This is a genomic window from Alkalibacter saccharofermentans DSM 14828, from assembly GCF_900128885.1.
Classification (GTDB): domain Bacteria; phylum Bacillota; class Clostridia; order Eubacteriales; family Alkalibacteraceae; genus Alkalibacter; species Alkalibacter saccharofermentans.
This window is the reverse complement of record NZ_FQTU01000005.1, coordinates 43960-58103: the sequence shown is the minus strand read 5'-3', so window position 1 is coordinate 58103 and position 14144 is coordinate 43960. Positions and strand designations below refer to the sequence as shown.

At 41.9% G+C, this 14144-nt stretch carries 10 protein-coding genes; all 10 read left to right on the top strand.

Features of this window, described 5'->3' with window-relative positions:
* The first annotated feature begins 438 nt into the window (after window positions 1-438).
* The 10 genes from hpf (at window position 439) to BUB93_RS04755 (ending at window position 14136) form a co-directional block, all read left to right on the top strand.
* Complete coding sequence (gene hpf / locus BUB93_RS04800; protein ID WP_073269950.1) at window positions 439-969, top strand: ribosome hibernation-promoting factor, HPF/YfiA family; 531 nt, start codon at window positions 439-441, stop codon at window positions 967-969.
* A 151-nt stretch (window positions 970-1120) separates the two neighbouring features.
* Window positions 1121-1759: a hypothetical protein gene (locus tag BUB93_RS04795; RefSeq protein ID WP_073269949.1), complete on the top strand. Its 639-nt coding sequence runs from the start codon at window positions 1121-1123 to the stop codon at window positions 1757-1759.
* Between the two features lie 273 nt (window positions 1760-2032).
* The gene (locus BUB93_RS04790; protein ID WP_073269948.1) at window positions 2033-3298 is read left to right on the top strand and encodes an HD-GYP domain-containing protein; all 1266 of its coding nucleotides are present in this window, start codon (window positions 2033-2035) and stop codon (window positions 3296-3298) included.
* On the top strand, window positions 3295-4923 hold the full coding sequence (locus BUB93_RS04785; protein ID WP_073269947.1) for a DUF5317 domain-containing protein: 1629 nt from the start codon (window positions 3295-3297) through the stop codon (window positions 4921-4923). Before BUB93_RS04790 ends, BUB93_RS04785 begins: the two co-directional genes overlap by 4 nt.
* 83 nt (window positions 4924-5006) lie before the next feature.
* On the top strand, window positions 5007-7520 hold the full coding sequence (secA, locus tag BUB93_RS04780; protein WP_073269946.1) for a preprotein translocase subunit SecA: 2514 nt from the start codon (window positions 5007-5009) through the stop codon (window positions 7518-7520).
* Window positions 7521-7535: 15 nt separating this feature from the next.
* Window positions 7536-8640 (top strand): peptide chain release factor 2 gene (gene prfB / locus BUB93_RS04775; protein ID WP_200789422.1). Its coding sequence is split into 2 segments (ribosomal slippage): window positions 7536-7610 and window positions 7612-8640, totalling 1104 coding nucleotides; the frame shifts between segments, so codons are not numbered across the junction.
* 30 nt (window positions 8641-8670) lie between these two features.
* The gene (locus tag BUB93_RS04770) at window positions 8671-10827 is read left to right on the top strand and encodes a Tex family protein (protein ID WP_073269944.1); all 2157 of its coding nucleotides are present in this window, start codon (window positions 8671-8673) and stop codon (window positions 10825-10827) included.
* A 19-nt stretch (window positions 10828-10846) separates the two neighbouring features.
* Window positions 10847-11650 carry a hypothetical protein gene (locus tag BUB93_RS04765; RefSeq protein ID WP_073269943.1) on the top strand — a complete coding sequence of 268 codons (804 nt, stop codon included), beginning with the start codon at window positions 10847-10849 and terminating at the stop codon, window positions 11648-11650.
* 58 nt (window positions 11651-11708) lie between these two features.
* Window positions 11709-12293: an ECF transporter S component gene (locus BUB93_RS04760; RefSeq protein WP_073269942.1), complete on the top strand. Its 585-nt coding sequence runs from the start codon at window positions 11709-11711 to the stop codon at window positions 12291-12293.
* Window positions 12294-12411: 118 nt separating this feature from the next.
* Window positions 12412-14136: a homocysteine S-methyltransferase family protein gene (locus BUB93_RS04755; RefSeq protein WP_073269941.1), complete on the top strand. Its 1725-nt coding sequence runs from the start codon at window positions 12412-12414 to the stop codon at window positions 14134-14136.
* Window positions 14137-14144: the final 8 nt, after the last annotated feature.

Genomic DNA, 14144 nt, shown 5'->3' with positions numbered 1-14144 from the left:
ATAATATAATAAGCTTCAGGTCTGTGGTTGAAAATCGATGCCAGTCGCAGGCGAAACGATCCACGTAAGGCACCCAAAAATGGGGGTCGATCATGGTGCGGCCTAGATGTAAGCCCGGCCAATCAACAAGGTTGAGAGAAGGATTCGTGAGGCAACCCCGAGCTAAACTTCCAGCCGGCGGGTGTGGGGGCAAAAACCAGGTCAGCTGAAGCATATCATGACAAAGGGCTTTTCGCCCTTTGTCATGATAGTTATCTATTAAAGCTTATATCTTGAATCTTATAACTTAATAAATTTCAACTTAAATTACCCTCGAGCTAGAGGACACGGGAGTTCATGATTTTGTTTTGATTTCTTGTTTTGAACATAAAACGGCGGGTATAATTAAAGAAACCAATATAGAGAAAAGACAATATAAAGCTAAAGGAGTTGTTATTTATGCGTGTAATAGTGTATGGAAAGAATGTAGATGTGACAACAGGATTAAAGAGCACTTTGGATAAGAAGCTGTCCAAACTGGACAAGTACTTCAATCCAGATACCGAGGCAACAGCAACTTTGAGCACACAAAAGGGAAAGCATATCCTGGAAGTGACTATACCTATTAACGGCACGATCCTTAGAGCGGAAGAAGCGACCGAAGATATGTACGCATCCATTGATTTGGCAGTTGACAAGCTTGAAGGGCAATTGAGAAAGCATAAGACTAAACTGGAGAAAAAACTGAAGGACCATTCCACTATCAGGATAGACTTCTCATCTTTCAGTGAAGAGACCAAATCAGATGAGCCTTCGCTGGTCAAAACTAAAAGATTTCCTGTAAAACCGATGTCAACTGAAGAAGCCACTCTTCAAATGGATCTTCTAGGACATAACTTCTTCGTATTCCTCAACAGCGATACAGAAGAGGTAAATGTGGTTTACAAGAGAAAGGATGGAAACTACGGCTTGATTGAGCCTACGATTTAATAATTTGATTCTAAAAAACGCCCTCTTCAACATTTGAAGGGGGTTTTGATATTTGATTAAATTGTTTTTCAGTTGTTTAAAAAATATGTTATAATGGTTTGTGTTAAGATGTTTTAGCTTTTATGTATTTTGCATTCAATAAGTTGGGAGGATGGCCACATTGGAAAACCAGACTAGAATCAACGAAATAGAGACTCTTATCAATAAAATCTTAAGTGTAATAAACTCGAGGGTAGTGGCAAACAAAGACGATCAAATTGTCGAGATACACATTCTTGCAAACAATCAAAGATCTGCGAAGCAGATTATCCGAGATGTTCAATCTGCATTGGTAACCAAATTCAATTTAAAAATAGATCACAAGATAATAAGCATAGCCCAGGTTTACGAAGAAAGTGAAAATTTAATCACTCCAAGGCTAATGATAAAATCCGTAGAATATACCAACCTTGACATAAACGGAAAGGCCAAGGTCATCTTGGAGTATGAAGGTCATTTATTCGAAGGAGAAACACAAGGGCTGCACTCATCTTCTCAAGCTTACAGGCTGGTCGCCCAGGCGACATTAAACGCTGTTGAACAGTTTACAAAGCAAAACAAGAGGTTCGTGGTGGAGGAAATTAAAGTGTTGCCAATCGCGACCAAAAATGTGGTGATTTCAGGAGTAACTCTTATTCAAAATAATTCTGAAAAACTTTTAATAGGAAAGTGCATAGTGGACAACGACATCAACAGTGCAATAACAAAGTCCATTCTCGATGCCATCAACAGGATGATCGAGGTGGCCTAACTCAGGATAATAAGGTCGGCGGATCAACATTAAAGATTTGATCAATCAATACCTAGCGAAGCGGATTAAGATTGTTTACTAGCGAAAACAGTCCCAGTATTATTAAACTTATAAATAATAATAAGGGGGCAAACTAATGAAAGCTAAATTAATCCAAATATTGATGGTTGTAATGACTTTGGTAATGGCTGCTGGTGCAGGCTTTAAAGTAGTTTAACAGCAACAAATATTACCGCCGACCTTGTTATAAATTTAAGGAAGGAACCAAACTATATGGGTTCAACTATCACTAGAGAAACCAAATTCTTTTTAATAAAGCTGAGCTTAACGGCAGTTTTGTTAAGTATATATATAGTTAAATTTTATTCATTTTCACCAGACCTAGATTTTTTGATTTTCGTAACATTAACTATAATAGCAGAATCATTAGTAATATTCACTCCGCGAAAAGGGGGAGTAACTCTAGGGTTTGGAGTAATATTGCCCGTGTCAGTAATTTATGGGCCTTATGGTGCCATTATTAGCGCTGCGTTGGGGACAATGCTAGCTGTTTATAAGATGGACAATAAATATAAGCATATTCTAAATATTGAATTATATAAAACAGTTGGGAATACTGCAAATTATGTAATAAGTGCAGGTTTAAGTTCCATTGTGTATTTTACATTGAATTCGGGAACGGGAATTTCCGCGATATTAAACTCTATTCTTATTATGTTGATAACTTCAGTTGTTTTTATTGCTAGTAATATGACGATTACAGGAATGTTCATAATAAAGTTGACTGATTTTGAACCAAGAGAGGTTTGGAAGGAAAACTTCAGCGGGCTGGTTCCAAATGTTTTAGGAGTCAGTGCAATAAGCATTATAATAACCATGGCTTACTTGAATTTTGGAATCGAGTCCATCATCATACTTTTCTTTCCCTATCTCTTGATCCGCTACTCCTTTCAGTTGGTGTTCGACATGCGCCAGTCATATCTTAACACTATCAAGGCCTTGTCATCAGCACTGGAGGAAAAGGACCCTTACACAAAGGGACATTCTGAACGAGTGGAAAAGTACTCGGCCATGCTTGCAAAAGAATCTGGAGCAAAAATCGACTTGCAGCAGCTTCAATACGCTGCAATATTTCACGATATAGGAAAAATCGGTATCCTTGATACCATACTCAACAAGCCGGGGAAACTTACTGTTGAGGAATTTGAGTTTATTAAAGAACACCCTTCCAAAGGAGTGCACATACTGGAAAATGTTACGTTTCTTAAGAAGGCCACAGAGATAATAGGAGCTCATCATGAATACCTTGATGGAACCGGATATCCTAGAGGGTTGGTAGGCGAAGAGATTCCTTACGAGTCTAAAATAATTACAGTCGTTGATATATTTGATGCGGTGACTACAGACAGACCCTACAGGCCGGCCATGAGTCATGAAGAGGCGATTGAAATTTTAAAAAACGAATCCGGAAAAAAACTTGATCCTTATTTGGTTGAGAAGTTTATTAAATTACATGACGAAGGTAGGTTGATTCAATGACAGTTGCATTGTTGTTCGCAGCGATTCTTATCGGGTATGTTAGAAGGGGAAAACTTTCAAATCTGGCAAATTTAAAAATTAGACTGATTCCTCTCATGGTGCTGGCATTTTTACTTCAGGGATCAATATATGCAGGCTACGCCTATGGAGTAGAGCAGATACAGGAATTTGACATATTGCTTCACTTTGTCAGCTACATACTTTTATTTGCCGCATTGATGAGCAATTTCGACAACAAATGGTTCATCGTAATAACCTTGGGCGTGATAATGAATTTTGTGGTCATCTTCCTTAACGGTGGGAAAATGCCGGTATCTTTAGATGCAGCTGAGGTTATTGGGATAAGCGACAGCCTTGAAGCCATGTTCTTAAGGCGAGGTGGAACTCACCAACCCTTGGTTGACGGTACGTTGGTCTGGTATCTGGCGGATATTTTGCCCTTGCCGCTTCCGGGAGCGCTGGATATGTTCAGCAACATTTACAGCGTAGGAGACATATTCATTTACGGCGGAGCCATGGGGCTGATCCAAAGTGCCATGAAAAACGACCATGCGACAGTTTCTGAACTGGATCTTGAAGACCTGGATGAGGAAATGTTTAACAGGCCGGTGCCTGAAGAAGAATTGTTAAACGGATATTTTGATGAAGAATCCGATGCTAGAAGCAAAAAAATACAGGAAAAGCTGGAAAGAATCGAAGATGACACATTGGAGCAGACTATGGTCTTAGGCAATGTGGATAATACTCAAAAAATAGAGATACCGGTTGAAGACAAACCCCAGATACCTGTGGATGTCATAGAGAAGGAAGTTCAGGCCAAGACTGAAACGGAGGATGCCCAGTCGGTCAAACAGGATATAAAGGAGCCGGAGTTGTCATCTCCTGAAGAATACAAACTTGAGGACATATCGCCCCAAGACTACAAAGCCAGCGAGATGCTCTATGCCTCAAAACTTAAAGACGACGTTTTATACAATCAATTGCAGCAGGATCCTGAAAGCAAATACCATACCAAGCCACTTCATGAAACCAGGGTTATAGATTTAGAGCCGTATCCAAACCTGCAAACCGATCAACAGGAGGCAGAAGAGCCTGTGGTTCATGAAGAAGTGCCAGCTGAAAAACCGGTGGAGGAAGTCTCGGAGCAGACATTCAAACCGGATGAGCCTTTGGACACAGTGCATCAATTTATTATAGTGGACGGACGGATCGTAGAAAATCCAAACTACAATAAAAGACCTGGGTCAGTTGAAGAAGGGACTAAAGAAGTAATTGAAGAGACTATCGAAGAATCAACTGAAGAAGTGACCGACGAAACGATTTTAGAAGAGGCAGCTGAAGAAGCGGCAGAGGGAGCTCTTGAAGGAGCAGAAGCAGAAGAAGCAGCCGGAGCAGAGCCTGTTGCCACCAATTTTGAGTATTCGGGGCTGGATGAACACAGCAAGAAAGATATACCGGATGAAGAGCCGATTAGAGATGAGTCAGGGCACATTCTCCAGAGACTTTCAGATAGTGAGAGAGTCGATTTGATGAAGAAAATGAAGGAAAGAAAAGAAAGAGGATATAGCTTGGTTCAGGTTAAGGTTGGAGATAAGCAGATTAATTTTTGGAAAAAAGACTTGTAAAAATACAAGTCTTTTTATGATATAATTGATTCTGTATGAAAAATCTAGTGTGAAAAGCTCACATTTTGAAGAGGTGAAGAAAGTTGTCCATACTAAAAAAGATTTTTGGAGACTTAGACGATAAAGAAATTAAAAAAATGATGAAAACCGTGGAGAAAATTGAAGGGTTGGAGCCTGAGGTGCAAGCCTTGAGCGACGAAGCCTTAAAGAATAAAACTCTTGAATTTAAAGAGAGGCTAAAGCAAGGGGAGACGGAAGACGATATCATGGAGGAGGCCTTTGCGGTAGTCCGTGAAGCTGCATGGAGAAGCCTGGGGATGAAACACTTTCCGGTTCAGCTTTTAGGAGGCATGGTGCTGCATCAAGGAAGAATATCCGAGATGAAGACCGGTGAAGGCAAGACATTGGTGGCAACTCTGCCTGGATATCTGAATGCCCTCAGAGGAGAAGGGGTTCACGTCGTTACGGTAAACGACTATCTCGCAAGAAGAGACAGCGAGACTATGGGCAAGGTTTATAATTTTCTGGGATTGAGCGTGGGCCTGGTAGTACACGGTTTGAATTTTGATGAGAAGCAGGCCGCATACAATTCAGACATTACATATGGTACAAACAATGAATACGGGTTTGACTACCTTAGAGACAATATGGTCATAAGGATGGAGCAAAGAGTGCAGCGAAAGCTAAACTATGCGATTATAGATGAGGTCGACAGCATACTTATAGATGAGGCCAGGACGCCACTTATAATATCCGGAAGCGGAGATAAAAGCACGAAGCTCTACAGCCTGGTAAATAATTTTGTCAAGAAGCTCAAGCATGAGGTGGACTTTACCATTGATGAAAAAGCAAATACCGTAGTGCTCACTGACGAAAGTGGTCTGGTGAAGACAGAAAAGGCTTTTGGCATCGAAAATCTTGCTGACATGGAAAACATGGAGCTTGCCCACCATATCAACCAGGCTCTAAGAGCCAATTTTTTGATGAAAAGAGACAAAGACTACGTGGTAAATGACGGTCAGGTAATCATCGTAGACGAATTTACAGGAAGGCTTATGCCGGGAAGAAGATATAGCAACGGTCTTCACCAGGCAATTGAGGCGAAGGAAAACGTCAAGGTGGAAAGAGAATCAAAGACCCTCGCCACCATCACATTCCAAAACTACTTTAGGATGTACAACAAGCTATCGGGAATGACCGGTACGGCAAAGACAGAGGAAGAGGAATTCAAATCCATCTACAACATGGATGTTCTTGCCATACCCACCAACAAACCCATGATCAGAGACGATATGGTCGATTTGGTCTACAAGTCGGAAATGGGCAAATTCAGCGCAATCGTAGAGGAAATAAAATCTAGGAACCAGACAGGACAGCCCGTTCTCGTAGGAACGATATCCATAGAAAAGTCAGAAGTATTAAGCACGATGCTTAAAAAGCAGGGAATACCTCATCAGGTGTTAAACGCAAAGTATCATGAAAAAGAAGCGGAAATAATCAGCATGGCCGGTCAAAAAAATGCCGTGACGATTTCCACTAACATGGCCGGAAGAGGTACGGACATTGTCCTTGGAGAAGGAGTTAAAGAGCTTGGAGGCCTTCATATCCTGGGAACCGAAAGACACGAATCCAGAAGGATAGACAACCAGCTGAGAGGACGTTCAGGCCGTCAGGGAGATGAGGGATCTTCACAGTTTTTCATATCCCTTGAAGATGAGCTGATGAGGCTCTTCGGCTCGGAGAGAATCATGGGGCTGGTAGACAACTTGGGTCTGCCGGAGGATATGCCAATTGAGAACAAAATGCTCAGCAAGGGAATAGAAAATGCCCAGAAGAAAGTGGAAGGGCGCAACTTTGATATAAGAAAGCACGTGCTTCAGTACGACAATGTCATGAACAAGCAAAGGGAGATAATATACTCTCAGCGCAAAACCGTTCTTGAAGGCGGAGATATCCACGATCAGGTCCTGAAGATGTACGAAGGATTGGTCGAGGAGTCCATCACCATATATACAGGATTTAGCGAATATTTTGAGGAGTGGGATCTTAACGGACTTTTTGAACATGGCAGAACGCTCTTTTCCGATGGGTTTCACATGGAAGTTCCCACAGAGCAGCTTACAAGGGATGAGCTAAAGGACCTGGTATATCAAAAGGGAATGTCAGTGCTCAATGCCAAAGAAGAAGAGATTGGCAAAGAACGTTTCAGGGAACTTGAAAGAGTAGTCCTTTTAAGGGTCGTAGACAGAAAATGGATGGACCACATAGATGACATGGAACAGCTGAAGCAGGGAATAGGATTAAGGGCATATGGACAGGTGGATCCTGTAGCTGCTTACACCAATGAAGGCTTTGACATGTTCGAAGAGATGACAAAAAACATTCAGGAAGATACGATTAAATACCTTTTCCACCTAGAAGTCCAAAAGCAGCCGGTGGTTGAAGAAAAAAACAATGTTTTGGATAACGTTACAACCAATAAAGAAGATGCACCTAAAAGAGAGCCGGTAATTAAAAAAGACAAGCCGGGGAGAAATGACCCTTGCCCTTGCGGCAGCGGGAAAAAATACAAGAAATGCTGTGGAAGAAACGAATAAATAGAGGTGATTGAAATGTTGGAATTGCAGGAATATACTAGGCAAATCAAAGAATTGAAGGGAAGATTAAAGGAAATCGGTGATTCACTTTGACTTGGCTGACGTTGAACTGAAATCACAGGAATTAAACGAAGAGGTCAACCAGGAAAACTTCTGGGATGACCAGGAAAATGCCCAAAGCCTATTGAAAAAGCTAAACGACCTAAAAAACAAGCTTGCCAGGCATAACGAGCTTGAACTCAGGATCGAAGATGCCAAGGCATTGGTGGAGATGCTGGAGGAGGAAAGCGACGAAGAACTTGCAGATGAGCTTGCCGCTGTGGTTAAAGAGCTCTCACAGGAACTTGATGACTACAACCTTGAAGTATTGCTAAGTGGTGATTACGATGCAAACAGCGCGGTTCTTGCGATACACCCAGGTGCCGGTGGAACCGAGTCCCAAGATTGGGCCCAGATGCTCTTAAGGATGTACACCAGGTGGGCTGAAAAGCGCAACTACAAGGTAAAGACGCTGGAATTTCAACCTGGTGACGAAGCTGGAATTAAAAGTGTCACTCTTGCGATAGAAGGACTCAATGCATATGGATATTTAAAAAGCGAAAAAGGCGTTCACAGACTGGTTAGAATCTCGCCTTTTGACTCTTCAGGAAGAAGGCACACGTCATTTGCCTCAGTGGATATTTCCCCGGAAATAGAAGACGACAGCGTGGTGGATATAAATCAGGATGATTTGAAGATTGATACATACAGGGCTAGCGGCGCTGGAGGGCAGCATGTAAACACCACGGACTCAGCCGTCAGAATAACCCATATACCTACGGGAATAGTGGTCCAGTGTCAAAATGAAAGAAGCCAGCATAAGAACAAGGATACTGCCATGAAGATGCTTTATGGAAAGCTTATTGAGCTTAAGGAGAGGGAACACAAGGAAAGAATAGAAGACCTTAAGGGGGAATACGGTCAGATAGCTTGGGGAAACCAGATTAGAAGCTACGTGTTCCATCCTTACAATATGATTAAGGATCACCGAACAAACGTCGAGGTGGGCAATATCCAAAGCGTGATGGACGGAGAAATCGAACCTTTTATCAACGAATATCTTAAGACAACAAAAAATTAAGCAGCGCATATTTAGATTGAGAGGCATATTATGAGCGTACAGATTATAAAAAGACTTGCAGATGAGTTTAAGATAAAATCATCACAGGTCAAGACCGTAGTGGAATTGGTAGATGAGGGGAATACAATACCATTTATCGCAAGATACCGAAAAGAAGCGACAGGCAATCTAGACGACGTCGTGTTGAGAGAATTGAACGAAAGGCTTTCTTATCTTCGAAACCTTGAAAAGAGAAAAGAAGAAGTCCTAAGACTTATAGAAGAACAGGGAAAGCTGACGGATGAACTAAAAGTTTCCATAGAAAATGCGAAAGTTCTTCAGGAAGTGGAGGATTTATATCTTCCCTATAAGCAAAAGAGAAAAACAAGAGCTTCCATTGCCAGGGATAAGGGTCTTGAGCCTTTGGCGGCTTTCATTCTGATGGCAAAGGACGACAATCAGGCAGACATAAAATCCTCAGAATTCGTTGATCCAGAGATAGGTGTGGAGACTAGGGCAGAAGCGGTTGCAGGCGCCATGGATATATTGGCAGAAGATGTATCCGACAATGCAAAATTTAGAAAGAAGATACGCGAGACTTACATGAGCGAAGGGATAGTTCAAACTTCTAAGGCCAAGACGGAAGACGAGAAAGCTGCGGATTTTGAAATGTATTTCAACTTTTCAGAAGCCGTGTCTAAAATCGCGAACCATAGGGTTTTAGCAATCAACAGAGGCGAAAAGAAAAAATACCTGAGCGTCAAGGTCCTATGTGATGAAGAAAAGATGGCTCAGTATCTAGAAAGAAATGTCGGGGATCCGAAGGGTGAAAAATGCGGATATCTCAGGGAGGCAGTAAGGGATGGACTTAAAAGACTCATTATGCCCTCAATAGAAAGGGAGGTCCGAAGCACCCTCACTGAAAAGGCTGATAAATCCGCCATAAAGGTATTTAGCGTAAACCTGAAGAAGTACTTGATGCAGCCTCCTGTTAGAGGAAAAACGGTGATGGGCTTTGACCCTGCATTCAGGACGGGATGCAAGATAACGGTAGTAGGTCCCTACGGTGAGCTTTTGGAATGGGAAACCATATACCCTACCGCACCACAGAATAAAGTGACGGAAGCAAAAAAAGTTATTGTAGAGATGATAAAAAAGCACGGCGTAGACATAATTGCCATAGGAAATGGTACGGCAAGCAGAGAGTCTGAAATCATAGTTGGAGATATGTTGAAGGAGTTTGGCTTGAAGACCGAGTTCATCGTGGTAAATGAAGCGGGAGCCAGCGTTTACTCTGCATCAGCCATAGGGAATGAGGAGTTTCCGGATCTCAACGTATCATTAAGAGGAGCGGTTTCGATTGCTAGAAGGCTTCAGGATCCTTTGGCGGAGCTTGTAAAAATAGATCCGAAGCATATCGGAGTAGGTCAGTATCAGCATGATGTAGACCAAAAGGAACTTGCCAAGGCCCTTGATGGAGTAATAGAGGATGGGGTAAACGCCGTGGGAGTAGACATTAATACTGCTTCTGCATACCTATTGATGAATATATCCGGACTTAACAAGACTACAGCGGGAAACATATTGGACTACCGTAGAGAAAACGGACCTTTCAAGGATAGAAAAGAGATACTTAAAGTCAAGAAGATAGGTGCAAAAGCCTTTGAACAATGCGCAGGATTTTTGCGGATAGCCGACGGAAAAAACCCACTAGACAACAGCGCCCTTCATCCGGAGTCTTATGATGCCGCAGAAAAAATCCTATCAGATATTGGCTGTAAGCTTGAGGAGTTTGCCAACAACCATAAAGAGATTTCTCAAAAGCTTGAAAAATTAGATGTGGAAAGCATGGCTAAAAAGATTGATTTGGGAGTCATAACTTTAGAGGAGATAATAAAAGAGCTTAAAAAGCCAGGTCGGGATCCACGAGAAGGCTTCCAAAAACCGGTATTTAAATCCGAAGTTATGGACATAACCCATCTCAAGCCCGGGATGGTTTTAAGCGGCACCGTCAGAAACGTCATCGATTTTGGTGTTTTTGTGGACATAGGAGTCCATCAGGACGGTCTCGTACACATATCCCAGCTAAGCGACAGCTACGTTAAAAATCCTATGGACGTGGTTTCAGTGGGAGACATAGTTTCAGTAAGAGTCATGGATGTGGATTTAAAGCGAAATAGAATATCCCTGAGCATGCGAAAGGGTTGAAACGAGGAGAGAATTAATTATGGATAGAGTTTTTGACAGGACTTTTCTTCAATACCAATTGGCAGCCTTGAGACACAACAAATACAAAAAAAATGTATTTTTCCCCAATATCCTATTGTTGTTGGCTGCGGTTTACTTTTACGACAGACCGATTTTCGCAGCCGGATTCGTAGCGTTGGCTGCCAGTATAATAGCCTACGGGCATTTCAGATTTAGAAAAGAGGCCAATGCGTCGGAGGAGAAATTCGACTTGTTTTTGGGCAAGCGCTTTAATGATTACGACAAGCAGATGAAAAAGAAAAAGGACACCAGCTTTATCGTACAAAGATATGCCATCGGAGTGGAAATAGGCAAAATCCAGGTTGATGAGGCGATAGAAAAGATAACTGAAGGAATGAAAGAAGATCCACAGTCCAAGAGGTATGTCTACAACTATCTCTTAAGCCTTCATATTTTAAAATATGGGGATGAAACCAAAAAAATTCCGGGAGAATACATCGAATACTTGGATAAAGCTTATAAAACGGAGCAGAACATAAACATATTGACGGAAGCGATAAAAAATGCGATCTGGCTGAAGGACTACAGCAAAGCCATCAAACTGTCCGAGAAGGCTGAAACCGAGCTGAAAAACATCAAAAAGATCAGAAACCCTGTCTTCAACGCCATATACAGAACCACTATTATTTCGGTTCCGTATTACAAAGGAGTCGCCCACAAAAATACAAATAACGGCAAGAAGGCAAGGGAAAGCTTTGACCTAGCTCTAAAGAATTGCAAGGCAGACAAGCTTAAGATGAAAATACTCGAGATGAAAAATTAAGAAAATTGGACGTCGACGAAAGTTTTTTTCAATGCGTTGACAAAACAAGGAGGATAATATGCAAAACAGCAAGACGAAATTTTTAACCAGGGTAGGGGTTCTGAGCACCATTGCTTTTGCACTGATGTACCTGGAGTTTTCGGTACCTTTATTTCCGGCATTCCTGAAGTTTGACCTAAGCGACGTACCGGCTCTTTTGGGAGGATTTGCGCTAGGGCCTTTGGCCGGAACCATAATTGAACTTATCAAGAACTTATTGTTTTTATTAATCAAAGGCACGATGACCGGAGGGGTTGGAGAGCTCGCCAATTTCGTCATAGGGACGGCTTGGGTAGTGCCTGCGGCGATCATCTATAGAAAAAACAAGACGAAAAAAAACGCCATAAAGGCCTTGGTGGTAGGTGCGGTTTCCATGGTAGTGGCAGCTGCGTTGCTAAACTACTTTATCATGCTCCCACTATACGCAAAGATTATGCCAATCGAAGCTATTATAGCGATGGGATCGGCAGTAAACCCAAATATAGTCAGCTTCGAAACTCTTGTACTGTTTGGAATAACGCCATTTAATATCTTTAAGACTTCTATAGTGTCGGTAGTGACGGCATTGATGTACAAAAAAGTTTCGCCTGTGCTCCACAAATAGAATAAATCTAATCGTAAGGCGTCCTTTAGGGCGTCTTATTTTCGTTTGAGCCTAATGACTACTATTAAGGAGCTTTTTTTGATATAATAAAATATCAAGTATAATTTAGGGGGATCACATGAAAAAATTTAACTTTAATCACGATAGATACATTTTTTTTGACGGAGCAATGGGAACCCAGCTTCAAATGGAAGTTAAGGAGAATATCCTTCCGGAAGAAGTCAATATAAAATACCCTGACATTCTGGAAATGATACATAAAAGATATGTAGATGCAGGTGCAGATGTAATAACTACAAATACATTCGGGGCCAATGAGTTCAAACTGGAGAAGGTGGGCCTTGCTCCCGAAGAAGTAATAAAAGCAGGTACAAATTGTGCCAGAAAAGCGGCGGGGGAGAGAGCTGTTGCTTTGGATGTTGGTCCCTTGGGGAAAATGTTCGTGCCCATGGGCGATCTCACATTTGACTTGGCATATAAAGCCTTTGCCAGACAGATGATCGCAGGGGAAAAGGCAGGCTGCGATTTGATAATAATCGAAACGATGACCGACCTTTATGAAATGAAGTGTGCTGTACTGGCAGCCAAGGAAAACACATCTCTTCCGGTGATATGCACCATGACATTCGAAGAAAATGGGAAAACCTTTATGGGTGCGGACTCCAAGTCAATGGTCGCCTTGTTGGAAGGCATGGGCGTGGATGCCCTGGGAGTAAACTGCTCTTTGGGACCTGACAAGCTGATTGGGACAGTCGAAGAAATTCTTAAGCACTCCTCCATACCTGTAATAGTGCAGCCAAATGCAGGAATACCCGTGTACAGGGACGACGAGACAACCTATGATATAACCAAGGAACAGTTTGCCGATGCAATGGTGAAAATGGCGGACATGGGGGTTTTGATTCTGGGGGGATGCTGCGGGACTACTCCTGAGTACATTTCAAATCTCATAAAGGCTCTTGAAGGAAAAAAACCTGTAAAACCGGCACCGAAAGATATTGCAGTCACATGTTCCAGCAGGAAATGCGTATACTTGGACGATGGAGTGGTCTCAATATCTGAAAACATGATTCCACATGGAAATGAAAAGGTTACAAAGATACTTAAAAGCGGCAATTACAGAAAGCTGGTTTCCATTGCAAGAGAGATTAAAAACAAGGGAGCAGATATACTAAATATAAATACCAGCCTTGAAGGAGTGGACGAAAAAGCTGCCATGGTGGATGTGGTAAATGCCATTCAGCAAACCTTGGATATACCCTTGCAGATAGAGACTAAAGACGTGGGCGTTTTGGAAGCAGCTCTAAGGACTTATAGCGGCAAAGCAGTTATCAACTCTGTAAATGGCACGGAAAAGTCGATGAAGGAAGTTTTTCCTCTCATGAAAAAGTATGGCGGCGTCGCGATAGCTCTTCTCATAGATGAAGATGGATTAGGAAAAACAGGAGAGAAAAGGCTTGAAATAGCTGCAAAAATATTAAGTGAAGCAAAAAAATACGGGCTCGGCAAAAAGGATTTTGTTTTTGACTGCCTATCCCTGCCTGCTGCAACGAATCAGGAGAGCCTGATTGAAGCTCTTAAGGCAATCAGGCTTATCAAGGAAAATCTCGGGGGGAAAACCCTTATGGGGATAGGAAACGTATCCTACAAGCTGCCTAAGAGAGGGCTGCTGAATAGGACATATCTGGCAATGTCTCTAGGAGCAGGTCTAGATGCATTTATTATGGACTTTAATGACCAAGGGATGAAAGAAACGTTAAATGCTGCAAAAGTGATTTTGAATATCGATAAATCTGCAGAAAAATACATTGAAACTTATGCAAAAAAAGATGAAAATAGTTGATTTGAACG

Excerpts from the sequence above, each read along its gene's own strand:
- BUB93_RS04765 (WP_073269943.1), top strand. The coding sequence starts at position 10,847 with ATGGATAGAGTTTTTGACAGGACTTTTCTTCAATACCAATTGGCAGCC.
- BUB93_RS04760 (WP_073269942.1), top strand. The coding sequence starts at position 11,709 with ATGCAAAACAGCAAGACGAAATTTTTAACCAGGGTAGGGGTTCTGAGC.
- BUB93_RS04785 (WP_073269947.1), top strand. The coding sequence starts at position 3,295 with ATGACAGTTGCATTGTTGTTCGCAGCGATTCTTATCGGGTATGTTAGA.
- BUB93_RS04770 (WP_073269944.1), top strand. The coding sequence starts at position 8,671 with ATGAGCGTACAGATTATAAAAAGACTTGCAGATGAGTTTAAGATAAAA.
- hpf (WP_073269950.1), top strand. The coding sequence starts at position 439 with ATGCGTGTAATAGTGTATGGAAAGAATGTAGATGTGACAACAGGATTA.
- BUB93_RS04755 (WP_073269941.1), top strand. The coding sequence starts at position 12,412 with ATGAAAAAATTTAACTTTAATCACGATAGATACATTTTTTTTGACGGA.
- BUB93_RS04795 (WP_073269949.1), top strand. The coding sequence starts at position 1,121 with ATGGCCACATTGGAAAACCAGACTAGAATCAACGAAATAGAGACTCTT.
- BUB93_RS04790 (WP_073269948.1), top strand. The coding sequence starts at position 2,033 with ATGGGTTCAACTATCACTAGAGAAACCAAATTCTTTTTAATAAAGCTG.